General features: G+C 40.3%; 22 protein-coding genes, 1 tRNA gene and 1 riboswitch. Of the genes, 19 read left to right on the forward strand and 4 right to left on the reverse strand.

What is annotated here, in order from left to right; translation table 11 throughout:
• The first annotated feature begins 133 nt into the window (after window positions 1–133).
• From FC33_RS04300 to FC33_RS04305, 3 genes are all read left to right on the forward strand, one after another.
• Window positions 134–1,639: a Y-family DNA polymerase gene (locus FC33_RS04300; RefSeq protein WP_057827388.1), complete on the forward strand. Its 1,506-nt coding sequence runs from the start codon at window positions 134–136 to the stop codon at window positions 1,637–1,639.
• Between the two features lie 10 nt (window positions 1,640–1,649).
• Window positions 1,650–1,823, forward strand: a complete 174-nt coding sequence (locus tag FC33_RS08290; RefSeq protein WP_155519393.1) for a hypothetical protein — start codon at window positions 1,650–1,652, stop codon at window positions 1,821–1,823.
• A gap of 90 nt (window positions 1,824–1,913) precedes the next feature.
• A complete protein-coding gene (locus tag FC33_RS04305) occupies window positions 1,914–2,126 on the forward strand; it encodes an AbrB/MazE/SpoVT family DNA-binding domain-containing protein (protein WP_057827389.1) in 213 nt (70 codons plus the stop codon).
• Window positions 2,127–2,659: 533 nt separating this feature from the next.
• Here the strand turns inward: FC33_RS04305 and FC33_RS04310 are convergent.
• Window positions 2,660–2,747: transfer RNA gene (locus tag FC33_RS04310), tRNA-Ser, on the reverse strand.
• Window positions 2,748–2,829: 82 nt separating this feature from the next.
• Window positions 2,830–3,204: a hypothetical protein gene (locus tag FC33_RS04315; RefSeq protein ID WP_057827390.1), complete on the reverse strand. Its 375-nt coding sequence runs from the start codon at window positions 3,202–3,204 to the stop codon at window positions 2,830–2,832.
• A gap of 297 nt (window positions 3,205–3,501) precedes the next feature.
• Between FC33_RS04315 and FC33_RS04320 the strand changes: the two genes are divergently transcribed.
• The 15 genes from FC33_RS04320 (at window position 3,502) to FC33_RS04390 (ending at window position 16,742) form a co-directional block, all read left to right on the forward strand.
• Entirely contained in the window at window positions 3,502–3,957 is a 456-nt protein-coding gene (locus tag FC33_RS04320; protein ID WP_057827391.1) for a DUF441 domain-containing protein, read from the forward strand.
• 16 nt (window positions 3,958–3,973) lie between these two features.
• On the forward strand, window positions 3,974–4,843 hold the full coding sequence (locus FC33_RS04325; protein ID WP_057827392.1) for a CvfB family protein: 870 nt from the start codon (window positions 3,974–3,976) through the stop codon (window positions 4,841–4,843).
• An 89-nt stretch (window positions 4,844–4,932) separates the two neighbouring features.
• The gene (locus FC33_RS04330; RefSeq protein ID WP_057827393.1) at window positions 4,933–5,301 is read left to right on the forward strand and encodes a hypothetical protein; all 369 of its coding nucleotides are present in this window, start codon (window positions 4,933–4,935) and stop codon (window positions 5,299–5,301) included.
• The gene (locus FC33_RS04335; protein ID WP_057827394.1) at window positions 5,282–6,064 is read left to right on the forward strand and encodes a segregation and condensation protein A; all 783 of its coding nucleotides are present in this window, start codon (window positions 5,282–5,284) and stop codon (window positions 6,062–6,064) included. Before FC33_RS04330 ends, FC33_RS04335 begins: the two co-directional genes overlap by 20 nt.
• Window positions 6,039–6,635: an SMC-Scp complex subunit ScpB gene (gene scpB, locus FC33_RS04340; protein WP_057827395.1), complete on the forward strand. Its 597-nt coding sequence runs from the start codon at window positions 6,039–6,041 to the stop codon at window positions 6,633–6,635. Before FC33_RS04335 ends, scpB begins: the two co-directional genes overlap by 26 nt.
• Window positions 6,635–7,372 carry a pseudouridine synthase gene (locus FC33_RS04345; protein ID WP_057827396.1) on the forward strand — a complete coding sequence of 246 codons (738 nt, stop codon included), beginning with the start codon at window positions 6,635–6,637 and terminating at the stop codon, window positions 7,370–7,372. The genes scpB and FC33_RS04345 overlap by 1 nt, the downstream gene beginning before the upstream one ends.
• 54 nt (window positions 7,373–7,426) lie before the next feature.
• Window positions 7,427–7,543, forward strand: a riboswitch (FMN riboswitch).
• A 76-nt stretch (window positions 7,544–7,619) separates the two neighbouring features.
• A complete protein-coding gene (locus FC33_RS04350) occupies window positions 7,620–8,171 on the forward strand; it encodes an ECF transporter S component (RefSeq protein WP_057827397.1) in 552 nt (183 codons plus the stop codon).
• Window positions 8,172–8,271: 100 nt separating this feature from the next.
• The gene (locus tag FC33_RS04355) at window positions 8,272–9,312 is read left to right on the forward strand and encodes a helix-turn-helix domain-containing protein (protein WP_057827398.1); all 1,041 of its coding nucleotides are present in this window, start codon (window positions 8,272–8,274) and stop codon (window positions 9,310–9,312) included.
• Window positions 9,305–10,765, forward strand: a complete 1,461-nt coding sequence (locus tag FC33_RS04360) for a RecQ family ATP-dependent DNA helicase (protein WP_057827399.1) — start codon at window positions 9,305–9,307, stop codon at window positions 10,763–10,765. The genes FC33_RS04355 and FC33_RS04360 overlap by 8 nt, the downstream gene beginning before the upstream one ends.
• A gap of 72 nt (window positions 10,766–10,837) precedes the next feature.
• Window positions 10,838–11,491 carry a LysM peptidoglycan-binding domain-containing protein gene (locus tag FC33_RS04365; protein WP_057827400.1) on the forward strand — a complete coding sequence of 218 codons (654 nt, stop codon included), beginning with the start codon at window positions 10,838–10,840 and terminating at the stop codon, window positions 11,489–11,491.
• Window positions 11,492–11,562: 71 nt separating this feature from the next.
• Window positions 11,563–12,234 carry a (d)CMP kinase gene (gene cmk, locus FC33_RS04370; RefSeq protein ID WP_057827401.1) on the forward strand — a complete coding sequence of 224 codons (672 nt, stop codon included), beginning with the start codon at window positions 11,563–11,565 and terminating at the stop codon, window positions 12,232–12,234.
• Between the two features lie 86 nt (window positions 12,235–12,320).
• Window positions 12,321–13,520, forward strand: a complete 1,200-nt coding sequence (rpsA, locus tag FC33_RS04375; RefSeq protein WP_057827402.1) for a 30S ribosomal protein S1 — start codon at window positions 12,321–12,323, stop codon at window positions 13,518–13,520.
• An 89-nt stretch (window positions 13,521–13,609) separates the two neighbouring features.
• A complete protein-coding gene (gene der / locus FC33_RS04380) occupies window positions 13,610–14,920 on the forward strand; it encodes a ribosome biogenesis GTPase Der (protein WP_057827403.1) in 1,311 nt (436 codons plus the stop codon).
• 176 nt (window positions 14,921–15,096) lie between these two features.
• A complete protein-coding gene (locus tag FC33_RS04385; RefSeq protein WP_057827404.1) occupies window positions 15,097–15,372 on the forward strand; it encodes an HU family DNA-binding protein in 276 nt (91 codons plus the stop codon).
• A 110-nt stretch (window positions 15,373–15,482) separates the two neighbouring features.
• A complete protein-coding gene (locus FC33_RS04390) occupies window positions 15,483–16,742 on the forward strand; it encodes a tetratricopeptide repeat protein (protein ID WP_057827405.1) in 1,260 nt (419 codons plus the stop codon).
• Window positions 16,743–16,885: 143 nt separating this feature from the next.
• On the opposite strand, the gene FC33_RS04395 is transcribed toward FC33_RS04390, so the two are convergent.
• Both FC33_RS04395 and FC33_RS04400 read right to left on the reverse strand, forming a co-directional pair.
• Window positions 16,886–17,704, reverse strand: coding sequence for a site-specific integrase (locus FC33_RS04395; protein ID WP_057827406.1), 819 nt, complete (start codon window positions 17,702–17,704; stop codon window positions 16,886–16,888).
• 95 nt (window positions 17,705–17,799) lie between these two features.
• Complete coding sequence (locus FC33_RS04400; protein ID WP_057827543.1) at window positions 17,800–18,621, reverse strand: YitT family protein; 822 nt, start codon at window positions 18,619–18,621, stop codon at window positions 17,800–17,802.
• A 225-nt stretch (window positions 18,622–18,846) separates the two neighbouring features.
• Between FC33_RS04400 and FC33_RS04405 the strand changes: the two genes are divergently transcribed.
• A complete protein-coding gene (locus tag FC33_RS04405) occupies window positions 18,847–20,052 on the forward strand; it encodes a CCA tRNA nucleotidyltransferase (RefSeq protein WP_057827407.1) in 1,206 nt (401 codons plus the stop codon).
• Window positions 20,053–20,055: the final 3 nt, after the last annotated feature.

Raw genomic sequence — 20,055 nt, forward strand, 5'->3', positions numbered from 1 at the left:
ATTAAAAATAAGGATTTTATGAATCATAAATTCAAATCGCTTAAATAAATATTTTTTATAGGTGTTTTTCGAAAAAGAATATGCTATATTATAATTTGTAAAAAACAAACATATGTTCGATAAGGAGGAAAACATGAAACGCAAAAGTTACATTGCCATCGATTTGAAGTCATTTTATGCCTCTGTTGAATGTATTGCGCGGAATTATGATCCATTACATACAAATTTGGTAGTTGCTGATGAAAGTCGGACAGATAAGACGATTTGTTTGGCGGTTTCACCGGCATTTAAAAGCTTTGGAATTTGCAGTCGGCCACGGCTATTTCAGGTCAAACAGAAAGTTGATGATTTTAATTACCGCCGAAAGCGGCAGGTGGTCGGTCATCGATTGAAAGATTATTCGGTTGACCGGAAAGAAGTTCGATCAAATCACGCAGTTGGTTTAGATTATGTGATTGCGCGACCGCGGATGAAATATTATGAAGAGGTCAGTGCTCAGATTTACGGTATCTATTTGCGGTACATTGCGCCGGAAGATGTTTATGTTTATTCAATTGACGAGGCATTCATTGATGTTACACCGTATTTAAAGGTATATAACTGCACAGCGCGGGAATTGGCTGAAAAGATCATTGATGATGTTTATCATGAGACGGGGTTAACAGCGACGGTTGGAATTGGGACTAATCTATACTTGGCAAAGGTCGCAATGGATATTTTAGCTAAGCATATGACGCCTACCAAGCATGGCGTTAAGATTGCAGAACTAAATGGCATGCAATACCGCAAGCTGTTATGGAATCATGAGCCGATCACAGATTTTTGGCGGGTTGGAAAGGGTTATGCACGCCGGCTAGATAAGCTGGGAATTCATACTATGGGAGAAATTGCGGCATGTTCTGCTAATCAGTTAAAGTTGAATGACCAGTACAATGATGAATTGCTGTATCGAACTTTTGGTAAGGCTGCAGAGGTTTTGATCGATCATGCCTGGGGTTATGAACCATTAACGATTCAAGACATTAAAGCGTATGAGCCGAAACAGCATTGTCTGTGTGTGGGCCAGCTATTAATGAAACCATACACGTTTGCGCAAAGTCAGGTGATCCTAAGCGAGATGAGCGATGAGATCGCGTTGAAGCTGGCAGGAACTCATCAGCTTGCGCAAGAATTAAACTTAAGTATTCACTATGATGAAAAAACATTTGGTTTGGTTTCCAATGTTGATGAGGTCGAAATTGACCGGTTTGGCCGCAAACGGCCGCATTCGATTCGAAAAAGCGTTGAATTACCGCATCCGACAAATGCGAATTCCGTTATTCGGAAAGCCTTGCAACAGCTCTTTGATGACTACGTTAATCCACGCTATTTAATTCGGCGAATCACAATTACAGCTGAAGAGGTGATTGATGAAATGGCGGCTGATGATTTTCAAGAGTACGAACAAACTGATCTTTTCTTACAAGATCAACCGCAGGAAAAATCTAAGGATGATGAACAGCGTGAAATGGATTGTCAAAATGCGATTTTAACAATTAAAGATCGTTTTGGTCAAAACGCAATTTACAAGGCAATGGATCTTCAAGAAATTTCGATGACTCGCCGGCGTAACCTGCAAATTGGCGGTCATCTAGCTTAGGAGGAGCAAAATGAAGTACGACTATCGCCAAATTATTAAGATTCCATACCATCAATCGTCAGCGCATCCGCGAATGCCGATGACTGAACGTGCCGCAATTTTTTTACCGTTTGCAGCTTTAAGCGGCTTTGAAGATGAAATCGAGCGGGTCAAGAAGGAAAGTCAAGATGCAGCGGATCAATAAAAAGTTAAAAAGATTGATTTGCTTCCATATTTTGATAATGATACCATTCTAAAAAAGATACCATCACGAAATATGTCAGGGGAGATTTAGATGTCAATTTTAGTTAATTTATATAAGTGGGGAAATGCGCAGGGAGTGTTGATTCCGCGTGAAGTTTTAAAAGAAATTGGAATTGATGATTTACAAAATGCCAAGTTGGTGTTGGATGTAAAAGATAATGCAATTATTTTGAAAAAGAAATCGCTGGAGTTAGGCGATGAAATTCGGGAGAATGTTGAGGGATATTTGTTGGATGAAGAATAAGTTGTATATTTGGGATAGTTATTTATCTATAATGCTAAGATAATAAAAGTGTTGACTAACTGGCCTAATCATATATAATTCTAAGTGGAAAGTAGGCCACTTACTTTCCGTTCAATTTTTGTTGGTCAGTCTTTACACGAAACTAACCCAACTATATTTGATCAACAATTACTCATGAATCCTCACCGTTTTGCTTAATTAACGGTGAGTTTTTTTTATAAAAAAGTACTTGACAATATATATATACTGCGACGTAGACAGTGATTGTTACCTATTCACTATCTACTAAATCTATTTTTGTCGTTAGTTATTTTACTAACATTACTCATGAGTTCATCACATATGTGTGGTGAACTTTTTTTGTATTATTATAGATAATTTTCGGCTTTTCAAACCCGTCAAAATTGGATGAGTGTGCACAAGACGTGCACAAAAATTTCAAAAACATACGAAAACATATGAATTAAGAAAAACAAAAACACCGTAAAATCAACGTTTTACGGTGTTCAAGTAAAGGATAAGATTTATCAAAAAGGAGAGTACAGGATTTGAACCTGCGCGCCGGTTATAGCCGGTTCGGCGGATTTCGAGTCCGCTGCATTACCACTCTGCCAACTCTCCATAACAGCTAGTATTATATCAGTAATTATTCATGCCAGCAATAAAAAAATGCCGCATCGGCGACATTTTTTATAATTTTCAGTTATTGGTTTTGGTTACCATTGTTTGCAGGATGTTGTTGGAATAAGAACACGCATGAAATAATTAAAAGAACAATTGCTGGGAATGCAAGCACTGCAGTTAATCCAAAACAAACGCTGCCAATGGTACCTAAAATTCCGCCTGTCATTTTAATGCCATACTTGTGTGATTGGTAAATGCAGATTGCATTTAAAACAACCCCAATCCAGGCCATGACATAAAAGAACGTTGCAGCTCCGCTAGTTGCATTCGCTGTTGAGCCTAACGCATCGGTGAAGGCTGTTCCAAAAATGACAAACCATGAAATGGTAAATAATACACAGTTCACAATATTAAGAATTGCGGTCCAGGTATTAATTTTTAATTTCTTAGACATACTCCAAGCTCCTTTCTTCAAAAAATACTTTACTATCATATCACAATTTTAGTTAAACTTTTTACCAAAACACTTGGCGGCGTTTCTTAAAGCAAAATTCTTGGAAATTAGAGCCGATGGAACTACACTAAAGATGGTTGATGAAGGAGCTTTCATTCTAGTAGGTGAGTGAAAGAATATCGACCAAATCTTCGCTCCGGATACGGAGTGAAGTTTTTTTTATCTTAAGCAATTTTGAAAAAAAGCATTAATTCCGTTAGAATAAGGAGTATTAGATTTTGAAACGAGGAATTAACGATGGAAAGTTGGCTGTTTTTAGCATTAATTTTAGCAGTCGCAATTTTTGGAAAGAATAATTCATTGATTTTTGCAACGGTGGTTGTGATGTTATTGAAATTATTGCCATTTGCTCAAAAGTGGATGGAAACGATCCATAGTAAAGGAATCAACTGGGGCGTTACGATTATTTCAATTTCAATTTTAATTCCGATTGCGACCGGCCAAATTGGCTTCAAGGATCTAATTGATGTTTTTAAATCGCCTGGCGGCTGGGTTGCGATTGGATGCGGAATCTTAGTTGCAATCCTTTCAAAATGGGGCGTTAACCAATTATCAGTTTCGCCGCAAGTCACGGTTGCGTTGGTATTCGGAACGATTCTCGGAGTGGTTCTTTTTAAGGGAATTGCTGCGGGACCGGTAATTGCGAGTGGAATTACCTTTGTAATTGTTTCATTGTTGCATTTAAGTTTATAGGTAAAAAGGTGAAGACATGTTAAAGGATATTATGGCACAAAACGTTACGGCAACGGTAACGGATGAAAATGACGAATTTGTTTTTGCACAAATTGACGGTTTAACTTTTAAATTAGATAAAAGTGAACTGATTAAAATGCCGAAGATGGGATCAAAGATTTCTGGCTGGGCTTATGAAAATGAAAATCATGAACTCCAATTAACGAAAAATCCACCGAAAAGCGGGATTGACAAGTATGCTTGGGGAACAGTCGTTAAGGTTCAACGTAATCTAGGGGTCTTTGTCAATATCGGCTTGCCAAATAAAGACGTTGTCGTTTCAATGGATGATATGCCGGCAATGGCTGAATTGTGGCCGGCAAAGGGTGATCGGTTGATGGTTGCATTATCAGTTGACGATAAGGGCCGAATTTGGGGTAAGCTTGCAACGGACTCAATGTTTCATGGAGTCAGCGATAAGGCGGATGCTTCAATGAAAAACAAGGATGTGACCGCAACGGTTTACATGTTAAAGATTACAGGAACCCATGTCATTACCAATGATTACCAGTTAGGATTTATCCATCCGTCTGAACGGGAAGTTGAACCGCGGTTGGGTGAAGTGGTCAATGCGCGGGTGATCGGTGTCAATGATCGCGGTGAATTGAATTTATCATTAAAGCCGCGGGCATTTGAAGCAATTGGTGACGATGCGCAAATGATTTTAGCAGCTTTGCAACATTCCCAAGCTCACGTGTTGCCATATACGGATAAGAGCAGTCCGGATGAGATCAAAGCATACTTTGGAATCAGTAAGGGGGCCTTTAAACGGGCGGTTGGTCATTTAATGAAGGCCGGCCTTGTTCACCAAGAAGATGGCTTACTGATTTTGAATGATCAAAATTAACCTTTTTGTCATTCAGATTGAAATATGGTACATTAACGTAAAAAGGTTATACCCTTGCATAAGAGGAAAGCATTTATAGGAGATTTAAAATGTTAGTTAAGTATAAGAGCGACTATAAGAAAATCGCGATGGGGCTGTTGTCCTTTATCCCTGGATTAAAGGACGTTAACCGCCTTGAAGCCGAAATTTCCTGGTATCAGGATGACGATAGTCGGGTTCTTTATTTATGGCGTAATGAAAATGGGGATTTTAGCGGAATCGTCGGGGTTGAAGTCAGTGACGAAATTGTCGTGATTCGGCAAATTGCACTGTCACCGTCAGAGCGAAGCCAAATTGCATATAATCAAGTATTAGATGAAGTCGCTCATCAATATCCAGATTGTAAGATGATGGGCAGCCTCGACGTTGCTTCAATTATTGCAAAATGGGAACACCAAAATGAAAGCAAACACGAATAACGATCATCAATTAACGTTTAAAGTTGAAAAATTTGAAGGCCCGTTGGATTTGTTATTGCACTTGATTCGTCAGAATAAAATGAACATCAATGATATTCCAATGGCTGAGATTACTGCCCAGTACATCGATTATTTACATCAAATGCAAACTTTGAAGCTCGATGTTGCTGGGGAGTATTTGGTTATGGCGGCAATGCTGTTAAACATTAAGAGTAAGATGTTGCTGCCAACCGAACAGGAACAAGCAGAAGAATTTGAAGAAAATTATGAGGACCCGCGGGAAGAGTTGGTCCAGCAATTGATTCTTCACCAGACATTTCAGGATGCTGGAACCCAGTTGCAGGTCCTTGCAACTGAGCGGCAAAAACAATATTCGCGTGAGCAGGCAACTATTCCGGCAGACGCTAAACTTGGCAAGTTGTCAGATGAAGAATTGTCAACGGAAATGTTGCAACGAGCTTTTGCCCGAATGATTGCTCAACGGAAAATTGCCAAACCGGTTCGCCGGAAACTTGAAACTGAGAAGTATACCATTAAAGGTGAAATTAAACGGGTCCAGCAACGAATTCAAGAAGCTGCGCAGCCGCTTGAATTTCAAAGTTTATTTGGCGACCAAATTGAAGCAGAACAGCTGGTAACGACTTTTCTTGCGTTGCTTGAATTAACCAAACGGGGCGAGGTAACCGTTAGTCAAACGACTCAGTTAGGACCAATTATTTTAGAAAGAGGAACGAAGAATGCTGTCAAACCAAGCAAAGGTTGAAAGCCTGATTTTCGTAAGCGGAAATGAAGGTATATCGATCACCGATCTTGCTCACTTAACGGGCTTGTTAAAACCAGCAATTAATGAACAATTAAAATTGCTGATAAAAAAGTATAATACTGATAAGACTTGCAGTTTCGAATTGGTTCAAACGGGTGAAACGGTTAAATTTACAACTAAAAAGGCGTTTGCCCCATTGATCAAAAGCTACTTTGAAGCTCCGGCAACGACCACGCTTTCGCAGGCAGCAATTGAAACCTTGGCGATTATCGCGTATAAGCAGCCGATTACCCGGATTGATATTGAAGAGATTCGTGGTGTTAAGGCGAGCGGAATGATTCAAAAATTAATGGCGTTGGAACTGATCAAGGAAGATGGGCGGTTAGATGTTCCTGGACGGCCGATTTTATACTCAACGACGGAAAAGTTTCTTGATCACTTTGGAATCAAGTCGTTGGATGAATTACCGCCGCTTCCACAAGATGAAGCAGATGAGTCAAATGATAATGAAAGTGATCCAAACGATTTAATGGAATTATTTGAAAAAACAATTGGAAAGGAGGAAGAATAATGGCAGAACGACTGCAAAAGGTAATGGCCCAAGCGGGTGTTGCTTCACGGCGGGCCAGCGAAAAGATGATTTTGGACGGCAAAGTGAAGGTCAACGGGAAGGTCGTCACCCAGTTAGGAACGAAGGTAACGGGCAACGATGCGGTTGAAGTTAATGGCAAATTAATTGAACAGGCCGAAACGAAGGAATATTTTCTTTTCTATAAACCGCGTGGCGTGATTTCAGCAGCCAAGGATAATAAAGGACGGAAAGTTGTTACGGATTATTTTAGCGACATTCCGGTTCGGTTATATCCGGTTGGCCGGTTAGATTATGATACTTCAGGATTATTGATCATGACGAATGATGGTAAATTAGCGAATATGCTGATGCATCCGCGGTACAAGATTGAAAAGACCTACGTGGCAAAAGTTAAAGGAATTCCAACAAATGATGACTTAAAACATTTGCGTTTAGGCGTGAAGTTGGATGCCAAGCATAAATCTGCGCCAGCCAAAGCAAAGATCCTATCAAGTGATAAACGCAGCGACACGGCAATTGTATCATTAACGATTCATGAAGGCCGGTATCACCAGGTAAAATTGATGCTTGAAAAGGTTGGGCACCCGGTGAAAAAGCTGAAACGCGAAAAGTATGGTTTCCTGACGCTTGACGGGTTGACGGCAGGTCAATTCCGGCCGTTATCACATAACGAAATTCGCAATCTTGAAAAATTAGTCGAAGGAAAACGATTTTAACTTTGACAACTAAGAAATTTAAAATTAGAATTGATTTAAATTAAATAGTAATCTGAATGTCTTCAGGGCAGGGTGTGATTCCCGACCGGCGGTGACAGTCCGCTACTCCGCAAGGATCGAACCGGTGAAATTCCGATACCGACAGTAAAGTCTGGATGGAAGAAGATACAAAAAGATTTGCAACTGGCAGCAATGTCAGGTTATTTGCATGTATCTCCTTCTAAATTTGATTTAGGAGGATTTTTTTATGAAAAAATCATGGCGAAATTTAACGATTGCAGCGCTTTTAGGAGCGATGGCATACCTTTTGATGTACATTGCAATTCCAATTATTCCAATCGTTCCCTACATGACGTTGGATTTTTCCGGAATTCCAATTTTACTAGCATTTTTGATTTTTGGGCGCAAAGATGGCTATGTTGCACTGCTCATTAAAGAGCTTTTACACCTGATTTTGGCAGGAATAGCAATCAGTAATTTAATTGGGGTTCTGGCAGATGCGATTGCGTTGATTGTCTTCATCGAAATTTTTAATTATTTCTCAAAAGCGGGTACCCAGCACTATGTTCGCGCAATTGCACTTGCCACATTAGGAATGACGGTAATCATGGCGGCTGCCAATTATTGGATCATTACGCCGCTGTACATTAAAGTTTTAGGAATGAAAATTACCATTCCGCTTGTTAAAATGGTTTTGCTCGGTGTTGTGCCGTTTAATTTGATCAAAGGAATCGTGATTGGTGGGTTGACAACTTTACTGGTTCCAAAATTGAGAAAAGTGTTAACGGTTGCGCGTTAATTGATTTTTAAAAGGCCGGTTAACGGTCTTTTTATTATGCTGTGAAGTTGCTAAAAATGCTATAATTTTGATATTCATAACGATGAAGGGAGGCAACATAATGACTGACTGGCATCTTCTCCATTTTTTCGATCAGCAGCAACCGCGAAAAGCAACGGTTTTACGGCAAATCTTAACGAATAAGCGTACTGGCTCCACGTTATTTTGGGGACTACGGTACCATTATTTGGACTACTTAAACGCCGTTCCGCGGTTGGATGTAAAAAAATTTGATGATGCGATCGATGCTCTGATTGCCCAAAATTGGTTACATTCTTCAAGCCAGGGATTACTATTGACTTCTCACGGGCAGGAAGTGCTTGCGACGAAGCAAACACCGTATTCGTTTGCCGACCATCCGGAGTTGAATCAAAAGTTCGATTACCAGTTGTGGCAGGCAATTTTATTATTAATGGTTCAAGTTGCCTCGGAATATCGTTATCACAATTCAAACTATTACGTTGCAAATCAAAACTTAAAGGCGCAGTTCTTAATTAAAAGCTGGTTGCAAGTTAACTCCTTTGAAACGCTTACGGCAGAAGTTTCAGAATGCCTTGAGCAATTTTTAGATCAATGTGATCCTGCCAAAGCTGATCTTTTTACCGCTAAATTAGTTGGACATACTCAAAATGGATTGTCAGATGGTCAGATTGCTTCCCAGCTTGGAATTTGTCCGTTAGAAGTTTCGTGGACGTGGCGGGATCTCGCATTTCAGTTTGCGGCCTTTGTTCAAGCACGGTCAAGCCTAAAAATCAGTCAACTTGTTCAGGTTACTGCCTTACCCGGAGCGTTGACCCCAACGATTCAGCAAACTGCAAGATTGTTTAACGAAGGAAAAACGGTTGATCAAATCATCCAAATTCGACGGTTACGGCGCAGTACGATCGAGGAGCATTTGCAAGTATTGGCAATTTTCCAGTCAGATTTTCCGTATGAAAAAATTTTAAGTGAATCTGATTTGAAGACGTTGGTAAGGGTCTATGCGGGGACCGAGATTGATCAGTGGCGGTATGCAGACTTGCAGCAACAGGGCGTTGAATTGCCGTTTTTGAAATTTCGGCTTTACGCAATTATGAAAACGCATGGTGAATACAATGAATGAAAATAAAATTCAAACGAAATTACAGCAAGCCTTAAAACAAGAATTTGGTTTCGAAGATTTTAAACCGGGTCAAGCTGAAACCTTAACGAGTTTGGTTGAAGGTCATTCAACCTTGGCGATTTTACCGACAGGAACGGGGAAGTCACTTTGTTACCAGCTTTATGGAAAGTTCACTCATCAGCGGGTTTTGATCATTTCACCATTGATTTCATTAATGCAAGACCAGGTCGAACAAATGAAGTATAATGGGATTTCGCAAGTGGTGGCGTTGAATTCAAAGTTAACGGGACAGGAACGCGACTTTGTGTTGCATAATTTGGCGAATTACCAGTTCATTTTTGCCTCGCCGGAAATTTTGCAAAATGAGTTGATTTTTAACCAGATCCAGCGGTTGCAGATTGGATTACTGGTCGTTGATGAAGCACATTGCATTGCAAAGTGGGGACCAGATTTCCGACCGGATTATTTAATTTTAGGAAAGATTCGGCAACTGCTTGGACAACCGTTAACGTTGGCTTTGACCGCAACGGCAACGCCTGATGTTGAGATGGCGGTCAAAAAACAACTGCGGTTTGAAGATGATTCGCAAGTGATTCGGTATTCGATCGACCGGCCGAATATCTTTTTAAACGTTGAAGAAGTTGAGTCAGAAGCGGCGAAAATTGATCGGTTGCTTGAATTGGTGACCACGATTCAAGGACCGGGGTTAATTTACTTTTCAAGTAAGAAAAAGGCGGATGAAATTGTTGAATTTTTATCGCGGAAGACGAGTTTGCGGGTTGCGGCCTACCATGCCGATTTGAATTTGGAAGACCGGTTCTCAATTCAGCATCAGTTCATTGAAAATCAATTGGATGTGATCTGTGCAACGAGTGCATTCGGAATGGGCGTTAATAAAAAGGATATCCGGTATGTGATCCACTATCATTTACCAGCAGATCTTGAAAGTTACGTTCAGGAAATTGGACGGGCCGGACGGGATGGCCAGCAAAGCATTGCGATTTTATTGTATGTTCCGGGAGATGAAAGTTTACAGTATACAATGCAGATCGATTCGGCGCCGCAAAAAAATGAGATTGACTATTATTATCATCATCCGGAATTATTAAAAGACCTTCAAGATGAGAATCATCAATTTTTGAAGGCGTTTATCAATACTCAGATTTCGCTTCCACGGCTTGAAAGCTTTTTTACGAAGCATCGGCAAGATAAATCAGCAGCACTCAATCAAATGATTGCATATATCCATACTGATCAATGCAAACGTCAATTTATTTTGGATGCATTTAAAGAAAATCGAACCGTTCAGCACAATGAAAAGTGTTGCCAAAGTGGGCCGGTGGATGTCGCGTTGCTTGGATTGGAAAAACAGGAACAAGCGGAACCGAAATCAACAATCAAAATGCAAGATTATCGTCAGGTTCTTGCAGAATTATTTGCGCAAGAAAAATAAATTTAGTATGGTAAAATTATTTTGAGATGTGGTAAGATATTTGAGGACACGTTTTAGATATGGGGTGTAATTTTGAGTCAAAAAAAGTCAAATGACCATGCAAAGAAGCCTTGGGAAAGTACTTTTGAAGAAGAAAAAGACGAACAAGGCAACTTATCACGGACCGCAAGACGTCAAAATACCAAGAAAAATACGGCGTTAACGACGTCATTGCTGGTCGTGTTTATTATTATCATTATTGGTGTGGTAGGTCTTTATTTTTTATCGCAAAAAACGGCTAAGCAACATACAACGCACAGCGACAAGATCGAAGTTGTATCTTCATCAAAGAAAAAGAAGAAATCCTCATCCAAGAAGATTGTAAAGAAGTCATCAAAGAAGGATGACAAGAAAAAGGATGAAAAGAAAGCTAGCTCAGTCGTAAGTCAACCTGCACAGCAACAAAATAATAATCAACAGCAAACGAATGCTCAGCAAGGAAATAACAACCAAGCTCAAGCAAATCAAACCCAACACAATACTACAAACCAGGGACAACAAAATCAGACTCAAGGTCAAACCAATAACCAACAAGGTGGCGGCAATGGGTATGCAACAGTTGGCGCTGGTCAAGGAATTTACCGGGTAGCTGTAAATAACGGGTTAACCGTTCAACAATTATTGCAATTGAATCCAGGACTTGCTGGAACAGAACTTAAGCCAGGACAACAAGTTCGGGTCAAATAATAATTTAATTCGAGGTCAGACGAAGGTCGCGACCTCAATTTTTTTGAAAGAAACATCAGGAGGTTTATTTAATGAAGAAAATTCAAGTAGCAATTGACGGGCCGGCATCAGCAGGGAAAAGTACCGTTGCAAAGATCGTTGCTAAGAAATTACATTTTATTTACTGTGATACGGGGGCAATGTACCGTTCAGTAACCTTTGCGGCGTTAAAAAATCACGTTAAGCTGGATGATGACCAGGCATTAAAGAAATTGCTTAAAACAATTGAAATCCGGTTTGTTCCGGCTGAACCTGAACAACGGGTTTTTGTGAACGATGAAGAAGTTACCCAAGCAATTCGGACTCCTGAAATTACCAATAACGTTTCATTGGTATCCGCGCAACCAAGTGTGCGGGCTGAATTAACCAAACGGCAACAAGAAATTGCTGAAGCTGGCGGAATCGTAATGGACGGTCGGGATATCGGAACAACGGTTTTGCCAAATGCTGAAGTGAAGATCTTCTTGGTTGCCAGTGTCCATGAACGGGCAGTGCGGCGGTTTAAGGAAAACCAAACAAAGGGGATCGACACACCGCTTGATATTCTTGAAAAGGAAATTGAAGAACGGGATTACAAGGATTCACACCGTGAAATTTCACCATTGACCCAAGCAAAAGATGCGGTTTTGGTCGACACAACGTCACTGACCATTGACCAAGTTGTTGATCAGATTTTAGAAATTATCAATCAAAAAACAAATTAATATTAAAATCATTAATAATACTGGAAATATTTATAAATATCAGTTAAAATACTATTTAGAGTTAGTCGTTAAGGAGGACATTGTCCATGAGTGAATCAGAAAACAAGGATTTATTAGAAGCTTTAAACAGCGTTAAGGAGGTAAATGTCGGCGACGTCGTTAAAGGCGAAGTTTTGGCATTTGATGAGAATAAGCAAGTTATCGTTGGTATTGAAGGAACAGGTGTCGAAGGTGTCGTTCCTGCCCGTGAATTAGGCGTTAAGGCAGACGAACTTGAAGACAAAGTAAGTGTCGGCGACATGTTAGACTTAGTTGTTATTTCTAAGATCGGTTCCGACAAAGAAGGCGGCAGCTTCTTATTGTCACAACGTCGTTTACAAGCTCGCAAAGTTTGGGATGATATCGAAAAGAAATTTGAAAATGGTGAAACAATTACAGCACCTGTAACGCAAGTTGTTAAGGGTGGTTTAGTTGTTGATGCCGGTGTTCGTGGATTTATCCCAGCTTCAATGATTTCAGACCGTTATGTTGAAGACTTGAACCAATACAAGGGTCAAGAACTTAAGTTACAAATCGTTGAAATCGAACCAAGCGAAAACCGTTTGATCTTATCACACAAGGAAGCCGCTAAAGAAGAACGTGAAGCACAACGGAAAGAAGCAATGGACAAGTTAACGGTTGGTGAAACCGTTGAAGGTAAAGTTGCACGCTTAACAAACTTTGGTGCATTCATCGACCTTGGTGGCGTTGACGGTTTAGTTCACGTTTCAGAAATTTCATACGATCACGTAAACAAGCCATCAGATGTTTTGAAGGTTGGTCAAGATGTGAAGGTTAAGGTCCTTGATGTTGATGAAGAACACGGCCGAATCTCATTATCAATCAAACAAACATTACCACAACCATGGGATGAAGTTGGCGAAAAGATTGCTGAAGGCGATGTTCTTGACGGAACAGTTAAACGCTTAACAAGCTTTGGTGCATTCGTTGAAGTTATGCCTGGGGTTGAAGGTTTGGTTCATATTTCACAAATCTCACACAAGCACATTGCAACTCCAAACGAAGTCTTAGAACCAGGTCAAGAAGTTAAGGTTAAAGTTCTTAGCGTTGACCCAGCAGCTCACCGTTTGGCATTGTCAATCAAAGCTTTACAAGAAAAGCCAGCAGCTGAAAAGTCAGCTCCAAAGAAGAATAACAATAATGCTAAGAAAGTTGAAATCCCAGAAGAAGAAACAGGATTTACTTTAGGCGACATTATTGGTGACGAATTAAAAGACCAAAAATAATTTAATTTAAATTCTTAATTGATGGCCTAAAAGCATGACTTTTAGGTCATCTTTTGTTTTTTAAATCTTTTCAGAATGGAGGGAATTAAATGGCAAATCCAGTAGTTGCAATTGTTGGCCGGCCAAATGTCGGTAAATCAACAATTTTTAACCGGGTCGCAGGTGAACGAATCTCAATCGTTGAAGATACCCCCGGGGTTACTCGTGATCGAATTTACACGCATTGTGAATGGCTTGGAAAGAAATTTAATATGATCGATACTGGTGGGATTGATATTGGTGATGAACCATTTATCACCCAGATTACCGAACAAGCTGAAATTGCGATCGATGAAGCCGATGTAATTATCTTTGTTGTGAGCGCCCGCGAAGGCGTGACGGATGCCGATGAAAAGGTTGCAAAGATCCTTTACAAGACAGATAAGCCTGTCTTTTTGGCGGTTAATAAGGTCGACAATCCCGAAATGCGGAATGAAATTTATGATTTCTATTCATTAGGATTCGGTGATCCAATGCCAATTTCTGGGGTTCACGGAATTGGAATCGGTGACTTGTTAGATAAGGTCATCAATGCCTTTCCTGAAAATGCCGATCAAGAAGAAGATCAGAGTATTAAGTTCAGCTTTATCGGCCGGCCAAATGTTGGGAAATCATCACTGGTAAACGCAATGCTTGGCGAAAACCGGGTGATTGTTTCAAATATCGAAGGAACAACCCGGGATGCAATCGATACGAAGTTCCAAACAGAAGACGGAACGGAATATACAATGATCGATACGGCCGGAATTCGGAAAAAAGGCAAGGTTTATGAAAATACCGAAAAATACTCTGTCTTGCGGGCGATGCAAGCCATTGATCGTTCAGATGTAGTTTGTGTTGTGCTGAATGCCGAAGAAGGAATTCGTGAACAGGATAAACACGTTGCCGGGTATGCGCATGAAGCTGGTCGTGGCGTAATTATTGTCGTTAATAAGTGGGATACCTTGAAGAAGAATAGCCACTCAATGGCAGACTTTGAAAAGGCTATTCGGCAAGAATTCCAATACCTAAGTTACGCGCCAATCGTTTTTGTTTCAGCCAAGACGCATCAACGGCTGAATACGTTGCCGGCATTGATCAAGAAGGTTAATACCAACCATGAACGGCGGATTACATCATCTGTCTTGAATGAAGTGATCTTGGATGCGATTGCTCAAAATCCAACTCCAACTGACAATGGCAAGCGGTTGCGGATCTACTATGCAACCCAGGTTTCAGTTAAACCGCCGACATTTGTTGTCTTTGTCAATGACCCTGATTTGATGCACTTTTCATACGAACGATTCCTTGAAAATCAGATTCGGGCGTCATTTGACTTTACGGGAACCCCGGTTCATTTAATTATTCGGCGGCGTAAATAATAAACGGTTACAAACATCCTAATTTTGCTTAATTTATATTGAAAAGCCTTGTTATATTAGGTTTTGTATGCTATCTTAATTATTGAGCAATGATTTGTTAGTCATTGTGTCAATCATTAATTTGATATTCAATAACAAGTTGTACAACTGTTATCTATTCGAGGAGGTGGAAACACATGGCAAACAAAGCACAATTAATCGAAAAAGTTGCTGAAAAGACAGGCTTAACAAAGAAGGACGCAACTACAGCAGTTGATGCAGTATTTGGTTCAATCCAAGACTTTTTAGCAAACGGTGAAAAAGTTCAATTAATCGGTTTTGGTAACTTCGAAGTACGTAACCGTGCTGCTCGGAAAGGCCGTAACCCACAAACAGGTGCAGAAATCCAAATTCCTGCAAGCAAAGTTCCAGCATTTAAGCCAGGTAAGGCTCTTAAGGATGCTGTTAAATAATCTTCCTGTAAATGAACTTTAAGGGTTGTGACGAGTTGTTGTCACAACCTTTTTATTTTGTTAAAGTATGTTTACGTTAATGATTTCAAAAGAAAGGCGAACAAATCTGAATGACATTTGCAGAAAAAACACTCGACTTAATTAGTAAAGGTCAAATTGATGAGGCACATAAAGAATTTGGATGGTCATTACGCAAAGATAGCGATGATATGGTGTACAGTCTTGCGGAAGAGTTATATTCGCTCGGGTTCACTAAGTGGGCGAAAAGGGCGTATGAAAAGCTGCTTGAACGCCATCCGGATGCTGATGAATTTCGGACATCATTAGCGGATATTGCGATTGGCGAAGGAAATGATGACGAGGCATTAAATTACCTTGCGCAAATCAAGTCGGATTCAGATGCTTACCTTGAAAGTCTTTTGGTTGCGGCTGATTTATATCAAACTCAAGGAATGTTTGATGTCAGCGAGCAAAAGCTTTTGCGGGCATATGAATTGGCGCCGGATGAACCAGTCATCCAGTTTGCATTAGCTGAATTGTATTTTGACATTAAAGAATACCAAAAGGCGATTCGGTTGTATCTTGGATTGATCAAACAGGGGGTTACGGAACTTTCACGGGTCAACTTGGTTCAGCGCTTGGGAATTTCGTATGCTGAAAGCGGAAAGTTCGAACAGGCCTTAGGTTATCTGGAACAGATTCACGATGAAGATATGGATGACGATACGCGGTTCCAGCTGGCGTTCACGAAGCTAAAACTTGGGCAATATGACGAGGCAATCAAAGAGCTGAATGATCTCAAAGAAACCTCTTCGGATTACGCAACGCTTTATCCAGCCCTTGCCGAAGCATATGAACAGCAAGGAAAACTAAATGATGCCTTGATTACCCTACAAGAAGGAATGGGCGTTGATGAATTCAACTTGCAGTTGTACGTTAAAGCGGCAGAAATTGCCCAAAAGCTTGGGAAAGATGATCAAGCTGAACGGTATTTAACAACGGCGTTACAACAAGATCCAGACAATCCAACCCTTGTTTCTTCGTTGAGCCGGTTGTTCGTTGCTCAACGCCGGCATGAAGAAAATATCAAGTTGTTGAATGATTATCTTCAAAATAATGAAGTTGATCCTTCGTTTTACTGGTTACGCGGGCAGTCGTATGCTGCATTGGAAGATTATGCGCATGCGATCGATGATTATCGTGCAGCACTGAAGGATCTTGGCGATTCAGATGACTTTTTACGCGACGCAGCGCAATTCTTCCGGATGGCCGGATTACGGGATCTGGCATTGGATTGTGTTAACCGTTACCTTGTCCATGAACCAAACGACGGAGAAATGGTTGAATTACAAGAAGAATTGATGGATTAAAAATAAGAAGGTGTGACAAAACACTAAAAACGAGCGTGGTGGAAGTAGCGAAACAAACGAATCGCGCAGCATAGATTCGGAGGTTTGCGTCCTTCCACGTAGCTCGTTTGTTTTGGCGGATATAGCAAAGAGGTTGCAACCTTTTACAATCCCCGATAATAATTTAATGATTCGCGTGAAAGCCGCAAGTCATGCATCAACCGTTCATCTGAAAGATTTTGATGATGGTGAACGTAATTTAAAATTGCATTTTGATAAAGAACCGATGGCTTTAATGGAAGATCAACTTTGGGTTGGTCTTTTTTTAATATTTTGTGTAATCCGGCAAGACTAAGGGTCGGATTTGCAAGGTTGATTCGCTCTTTAAGGAAAATTGCTTGTGAATGCTGAAGGTTAACCGCAGCTTCATGTTCTTTCGCAAAATGTTTCAAAAATTCCGTTTCAAACGGTTGCCAGTTAATTTCTGGAAGCAGCTGATAAAAATTAGGCTGGATGAACTCGGCAGTTGTGAAGTAGTGGGCCGTTAAAAGCAACGTCATTCGGGTGTAATATGCCAGCTGGTCGTTTGCAAGATAATCGGGAAGTTTCTTTGTCCAATTAATGGTTTCCTTTGCAGGCGGAGTTGATTTGCTCTTCTTCATTCCCTTTATGCCAATCGTTGGGAGGGTTGTTGCTAATCCGTTTTGAAAAAGAAAAATAAAATAGCTGTTTAAATGGGTCAGGATTTTATTGTAAGTTGAATTTTTAATTTGGCGTTGGATCTGAAGCCAACTAAGATATTCTTTGATCTCAAGTTCAGTGATTTGATTTAAATCGGCCGTTGATTGGTATGTCGGATTATTTTCACGCAGATAATTGAACAGGCGTTGGACATCTTCAGTTAAATCTTTGATCGTTGAATCAGCAAGGAAACGATCATTTTTCAAATAGTTGATAAAGCGTTCCTTATATGGGAAATCCATCGTTTTGTCTCCTCAAGTATAAATTGTTATTTTAACTACGAAAAGTATAACAAAAAAAGGAAGGTGCAATCAATATCACATCTTCCTTAGTTTAATTAATTGATCTTGTCATACGTGAAACCTTCACCGACAACTTCATTGACGTCAAGAATCGAAACAAAGGCGCGCTTGTCATATTTCGTAATGATCCGCTTGACTTCAGTAACTTCGCTTTGACTAACAACGCAGTAGAGGGCTTTGCCTTCTTTTTTCGAGTATGCTCCTTGCGTTTGCAAATACGTAACTCCGCGATCCATCGTTTTCATGATTTCACTTGAAATCTCATCTGGATGTTGGGTCATGATAATAATTCCGCGAGCTGAGTATCCGCCGTCTTGAATAAAGTTAACGACTCGTGAGAAAACAAATGAACAAACCAGGGTGTACATCATGCGACGGAGATCAATGTAAGTCAATGATGCAACTAAAACGCAGACATCAAGGGCAAACAATGATTGGCCCATTGGTGCGCCTTTTTTCTTTTCAAAGATTCGGGCAATGATATCCGTTCCGCCAGTCGTTCCGTTGAACCGGTAAACCAGTCCTAAGCCGAATCCACCAATGATTCCGGCAAGAATCGCTGCAATAAATAAATCGTGGTGAACGTTTAACGAAACGGGAAGCAGTTGCCACAGCCAGATCCAAAATGAAAGGGCAAGGGTACCATAAATTGTATAAATCAAAGATCGTTTTCCCAAGTACCGGTAACCAATGATCAAAAGCGGAATGTTGATCAAAATTGTTGAAAATGCCGGGTTAACCCCAACCAAAAATTTTAATAACAAGGTAATTCCGGCAATTCCGCCTTCCGCCAACCGGTCTGCAATGTTGACCGTTACAAATCCAAACGCATAAAGCGCGGTTCCAACCGTAATCATTAAAAAGTCGATCAACCGAACTCGTTGATTTTTATTTTGTGTCAATCTCTTTCCTCCTTCTAAAAAACATCGCTATTTAAAGGGTATCAGAAATCAAGGAACGATGCTACTAATGCGGGTTAAGATTTATTAAAAGCAATCATTTATTGAAAATATTATTTAATAGTCACAGTCTAATTGATTTGGTAAAATGAAAATTAGAAATTACGATGAGAGATGATAACTGTGAAAATTACTAAGTTTCCAAACGAATTTGTAAATGCCATTCCAGTTTTAAAGACGATCGAAAAGGCCGGATTCGAAGCTTATTTTGTTGGCGGGTGTGTTCGGGATACGCTCCTCGGGATTCCGCTTCACGACGTTGACATCACAAGCAGTGCTTATCCGGCAGAAATCAAGGAGATTTTCAACCGGACAGTTGATACCGGAATTGAACACGGAACGGTCATGGTTCTGGATCATGGGGAAGGCTATGAAGTAACCACTTTCCGGACTGAATCAACGTATCAAGACTTTCGGCGGCCGGATCATGTAACCTTTGTTCGTTCATTAGACGAGGACTTAAAACGTCGTGATTTGACGATCAATGCATTGGCAATGGATGCCGATGGAAATGTCGTTGATCTTTTTCATGGCCTTGATGATTTGAAGAATAAAATTATTCGGGCGGTTGGTAATCCGCATGAACGGTATCATGAGGATGCATTACGGATGATGCGTAGTATTCGTTTTATGAGTCAGTTAGACTTTAACCTTGAAAGCGAAACTGAAAAGGCAATTGAAGATAATGCTCATTTACTTGAAAAAATTGCGGTTGAACGAATTCACGTTGAATGGATCAAGACGTTGCTTGGGCAACGGCCGCAACTTGGAATTCAAAAATTTATTTCAACGGGATTGTATCAGTATTGCCCAGACTTTGCCAACTTTAAGGATGGGTTAACGGCCATGAGCAAGCTTGATCAGTTGCACCTGGATTCAGAGATTGAATGTTGGATCTTAATGGGGCATATGTTTGGCTTGAAACCGCAAAAGATCGCAAAATTGATGCGGGATTGGAAATCATCAAACGATTTGATCAACCAGGTCGAATTAGCTCAAACAGCGCTTGAAAATCAAGCCGGTTTGGATGATCCGCACGTTTTATTTGAAACGGGAAAGGATTTAACGTTGGCAGCCAACCATATTCTTAACCTTTTGAATCAGTCAACGGTTACGGATGAAGAAATCAAGACCGCATATGAAAAGTTGCCAATTAAAAGCAGCGCGGATATCGCCGTTGATGGCTCAGCCTTGATCAAGGAACTTGGGATGAAACCGGGACCGCAATTTGGCAAAGCCTTAACGGCGATTAAGGATCAAATTTTAGATGGCAAATTAGCAAACGACCATGACCAGCTATTGACGTTTGTTCGTGAGAATTTTATGTAGAAA

Source organism: Ligilactobacillus aviarius subsp. aviarius DSM 20655, from assembly GCF_001436315.1.
In the GTDB taxonomy this organism is placed as follows: Bacteria; Bacillota; Bacilli; order Lactobacillales; family Lactobacillaceae; genus Ligilactobacillus; species Ligilactobacillus aviarius.

Bases quoted from the DNA above. Each gene is read 5' to 3' on its own strand.
- FC33_RS08290 (WP_155519393.1), top strand. From the start codon at position 1,650: ATGAAGTACGACTATCGCCAAATTATTAAGATTCCATACCATCAATCG.
- cmk (WP_057827401.1), top strand. From the start codon at position 11,563: ATGAAGAAAATTCAAGTAGCAATTGACGGGCCGGCATCAGCAGGGAAA.
- FC33_RS04360 (WP_057827399.1), top strand. From the start codon at position 9,305: ATGAATGAAAATAAAATTCAAACGAAATTACAGCAAGCCTTAAAACAA.
- FC33_RS04350 (WP_057827397.1), top strand. From the start codon at position 7,620: ATGAAAAAATCATGGCGAAATTTAACGATTGCAGCGCTTTTAGGAGCG.
- FC33_RS04305 (WP_057827389.1), top strand. From the start codon at position 1,914: ATGTCAATTTTAGTTAATTTATATAAGTGGGGAAATGCGCAGGGAGTG.
- FC33_RS04385 (WP_057827404.1), top strand. From the start codon at position 15,097: ATGGCAAACAAAGCACAATTAATCGAAAAAGTTGCTGAAAAGACAGGC.
- FC33_RS04355 (WP_057827398.1), top strand. From the start codon at position 8,272: ATGACTGACTGGCATCTTCTCCATTTTTTCGATCAGCAGCAACCGCGA.
- FC33_RS04300 (WP_057827388.1), top strand. From the start codon at position 134: ATGAAACGCAAAAGTTACATTGCCATCGATTTGAAGTCATTTTATGCC.
- FC33_RS04395 (WP_057827406.1), bottom strand. From the start codon at position 17,704: ATGGATTTCCCATATAAGGAACGCTTTATCAACTATTTGAAAAATGAT.
- FC33_RS04325 (WP_057827392.1), top strand. From the start codon at position 3,974: ATGTTAAAGGATATTATGGCACAAAACGTTACGGCAACGGTAACGGAT.
- FC33_RS04400 (WP_057827543.1), bottom strand. From the start codon at position 18,621: ATGATTACGGTTGGAACCGCGCTTTATGCGTTTGGATTTGTAACGGTC.
- FC33_RS04345 (WP_057827396.1), top strand. From the start codon at position 6,635: ATGGCAGAACGACTGCAAAAGGTAATGGCCCAAGCGGGTGTTGCTTCA.
- rpsA (WP_057827402.1), top strand. From the start codon at position 12,321: ATGAGTGAATCAGAAAACAAGGATTTATTAGAAGCTTTAAACAGCGTT.
- FC33_RS04330 (WP_057827393.1), top strand. From the start codon at position 4,933: ATGTTAGTTAAGTATAAGAGCGACTATAAGAAAATCGCGATGGGGCTG.
- FC33_RS04320 (WP_057827391.1), top strand. From the start codon at position 3,502: ATGGAAAGTTGGCTGTTTTTAGCATTAATTTTAGCAGTCGCAATTTTT.
- der (WP_057827403.1), top strand. From the start codon at position 13,610: ATGGCAAATCCAGTAGTTGCAATTGTTGGCCGGCCAAATGTCGGTAAA.
- scpB (WP_057827395.1), top strand. From the start codon at position 6,039: ATGCTGTCAAACCAAGCAAAGGTTGAAAGCCTGATTTTCGTAAGCGGA.
- FC33_RS04335 (WP_057827394.1), top strand. From the start codon at position 5,282: ATGAAAGCAAACACGAATAACGATCATCAATTAACGTTTAAAGTTGAA.
- FC33_RS04315 (WP_057827390.1), bottom strand. From the start codon at position 3,204: ATGTCTAAGAAATTAAAAATTAATACCTGGACCGCAATTCTTAATATT.
- FC33_RS04390 (WP_057827405.1), top strand. From the start codon at position 15,483: ATGACATTTGCAGAAAAAACACTCGACTTAATTAGTAAAGGTCAAATT.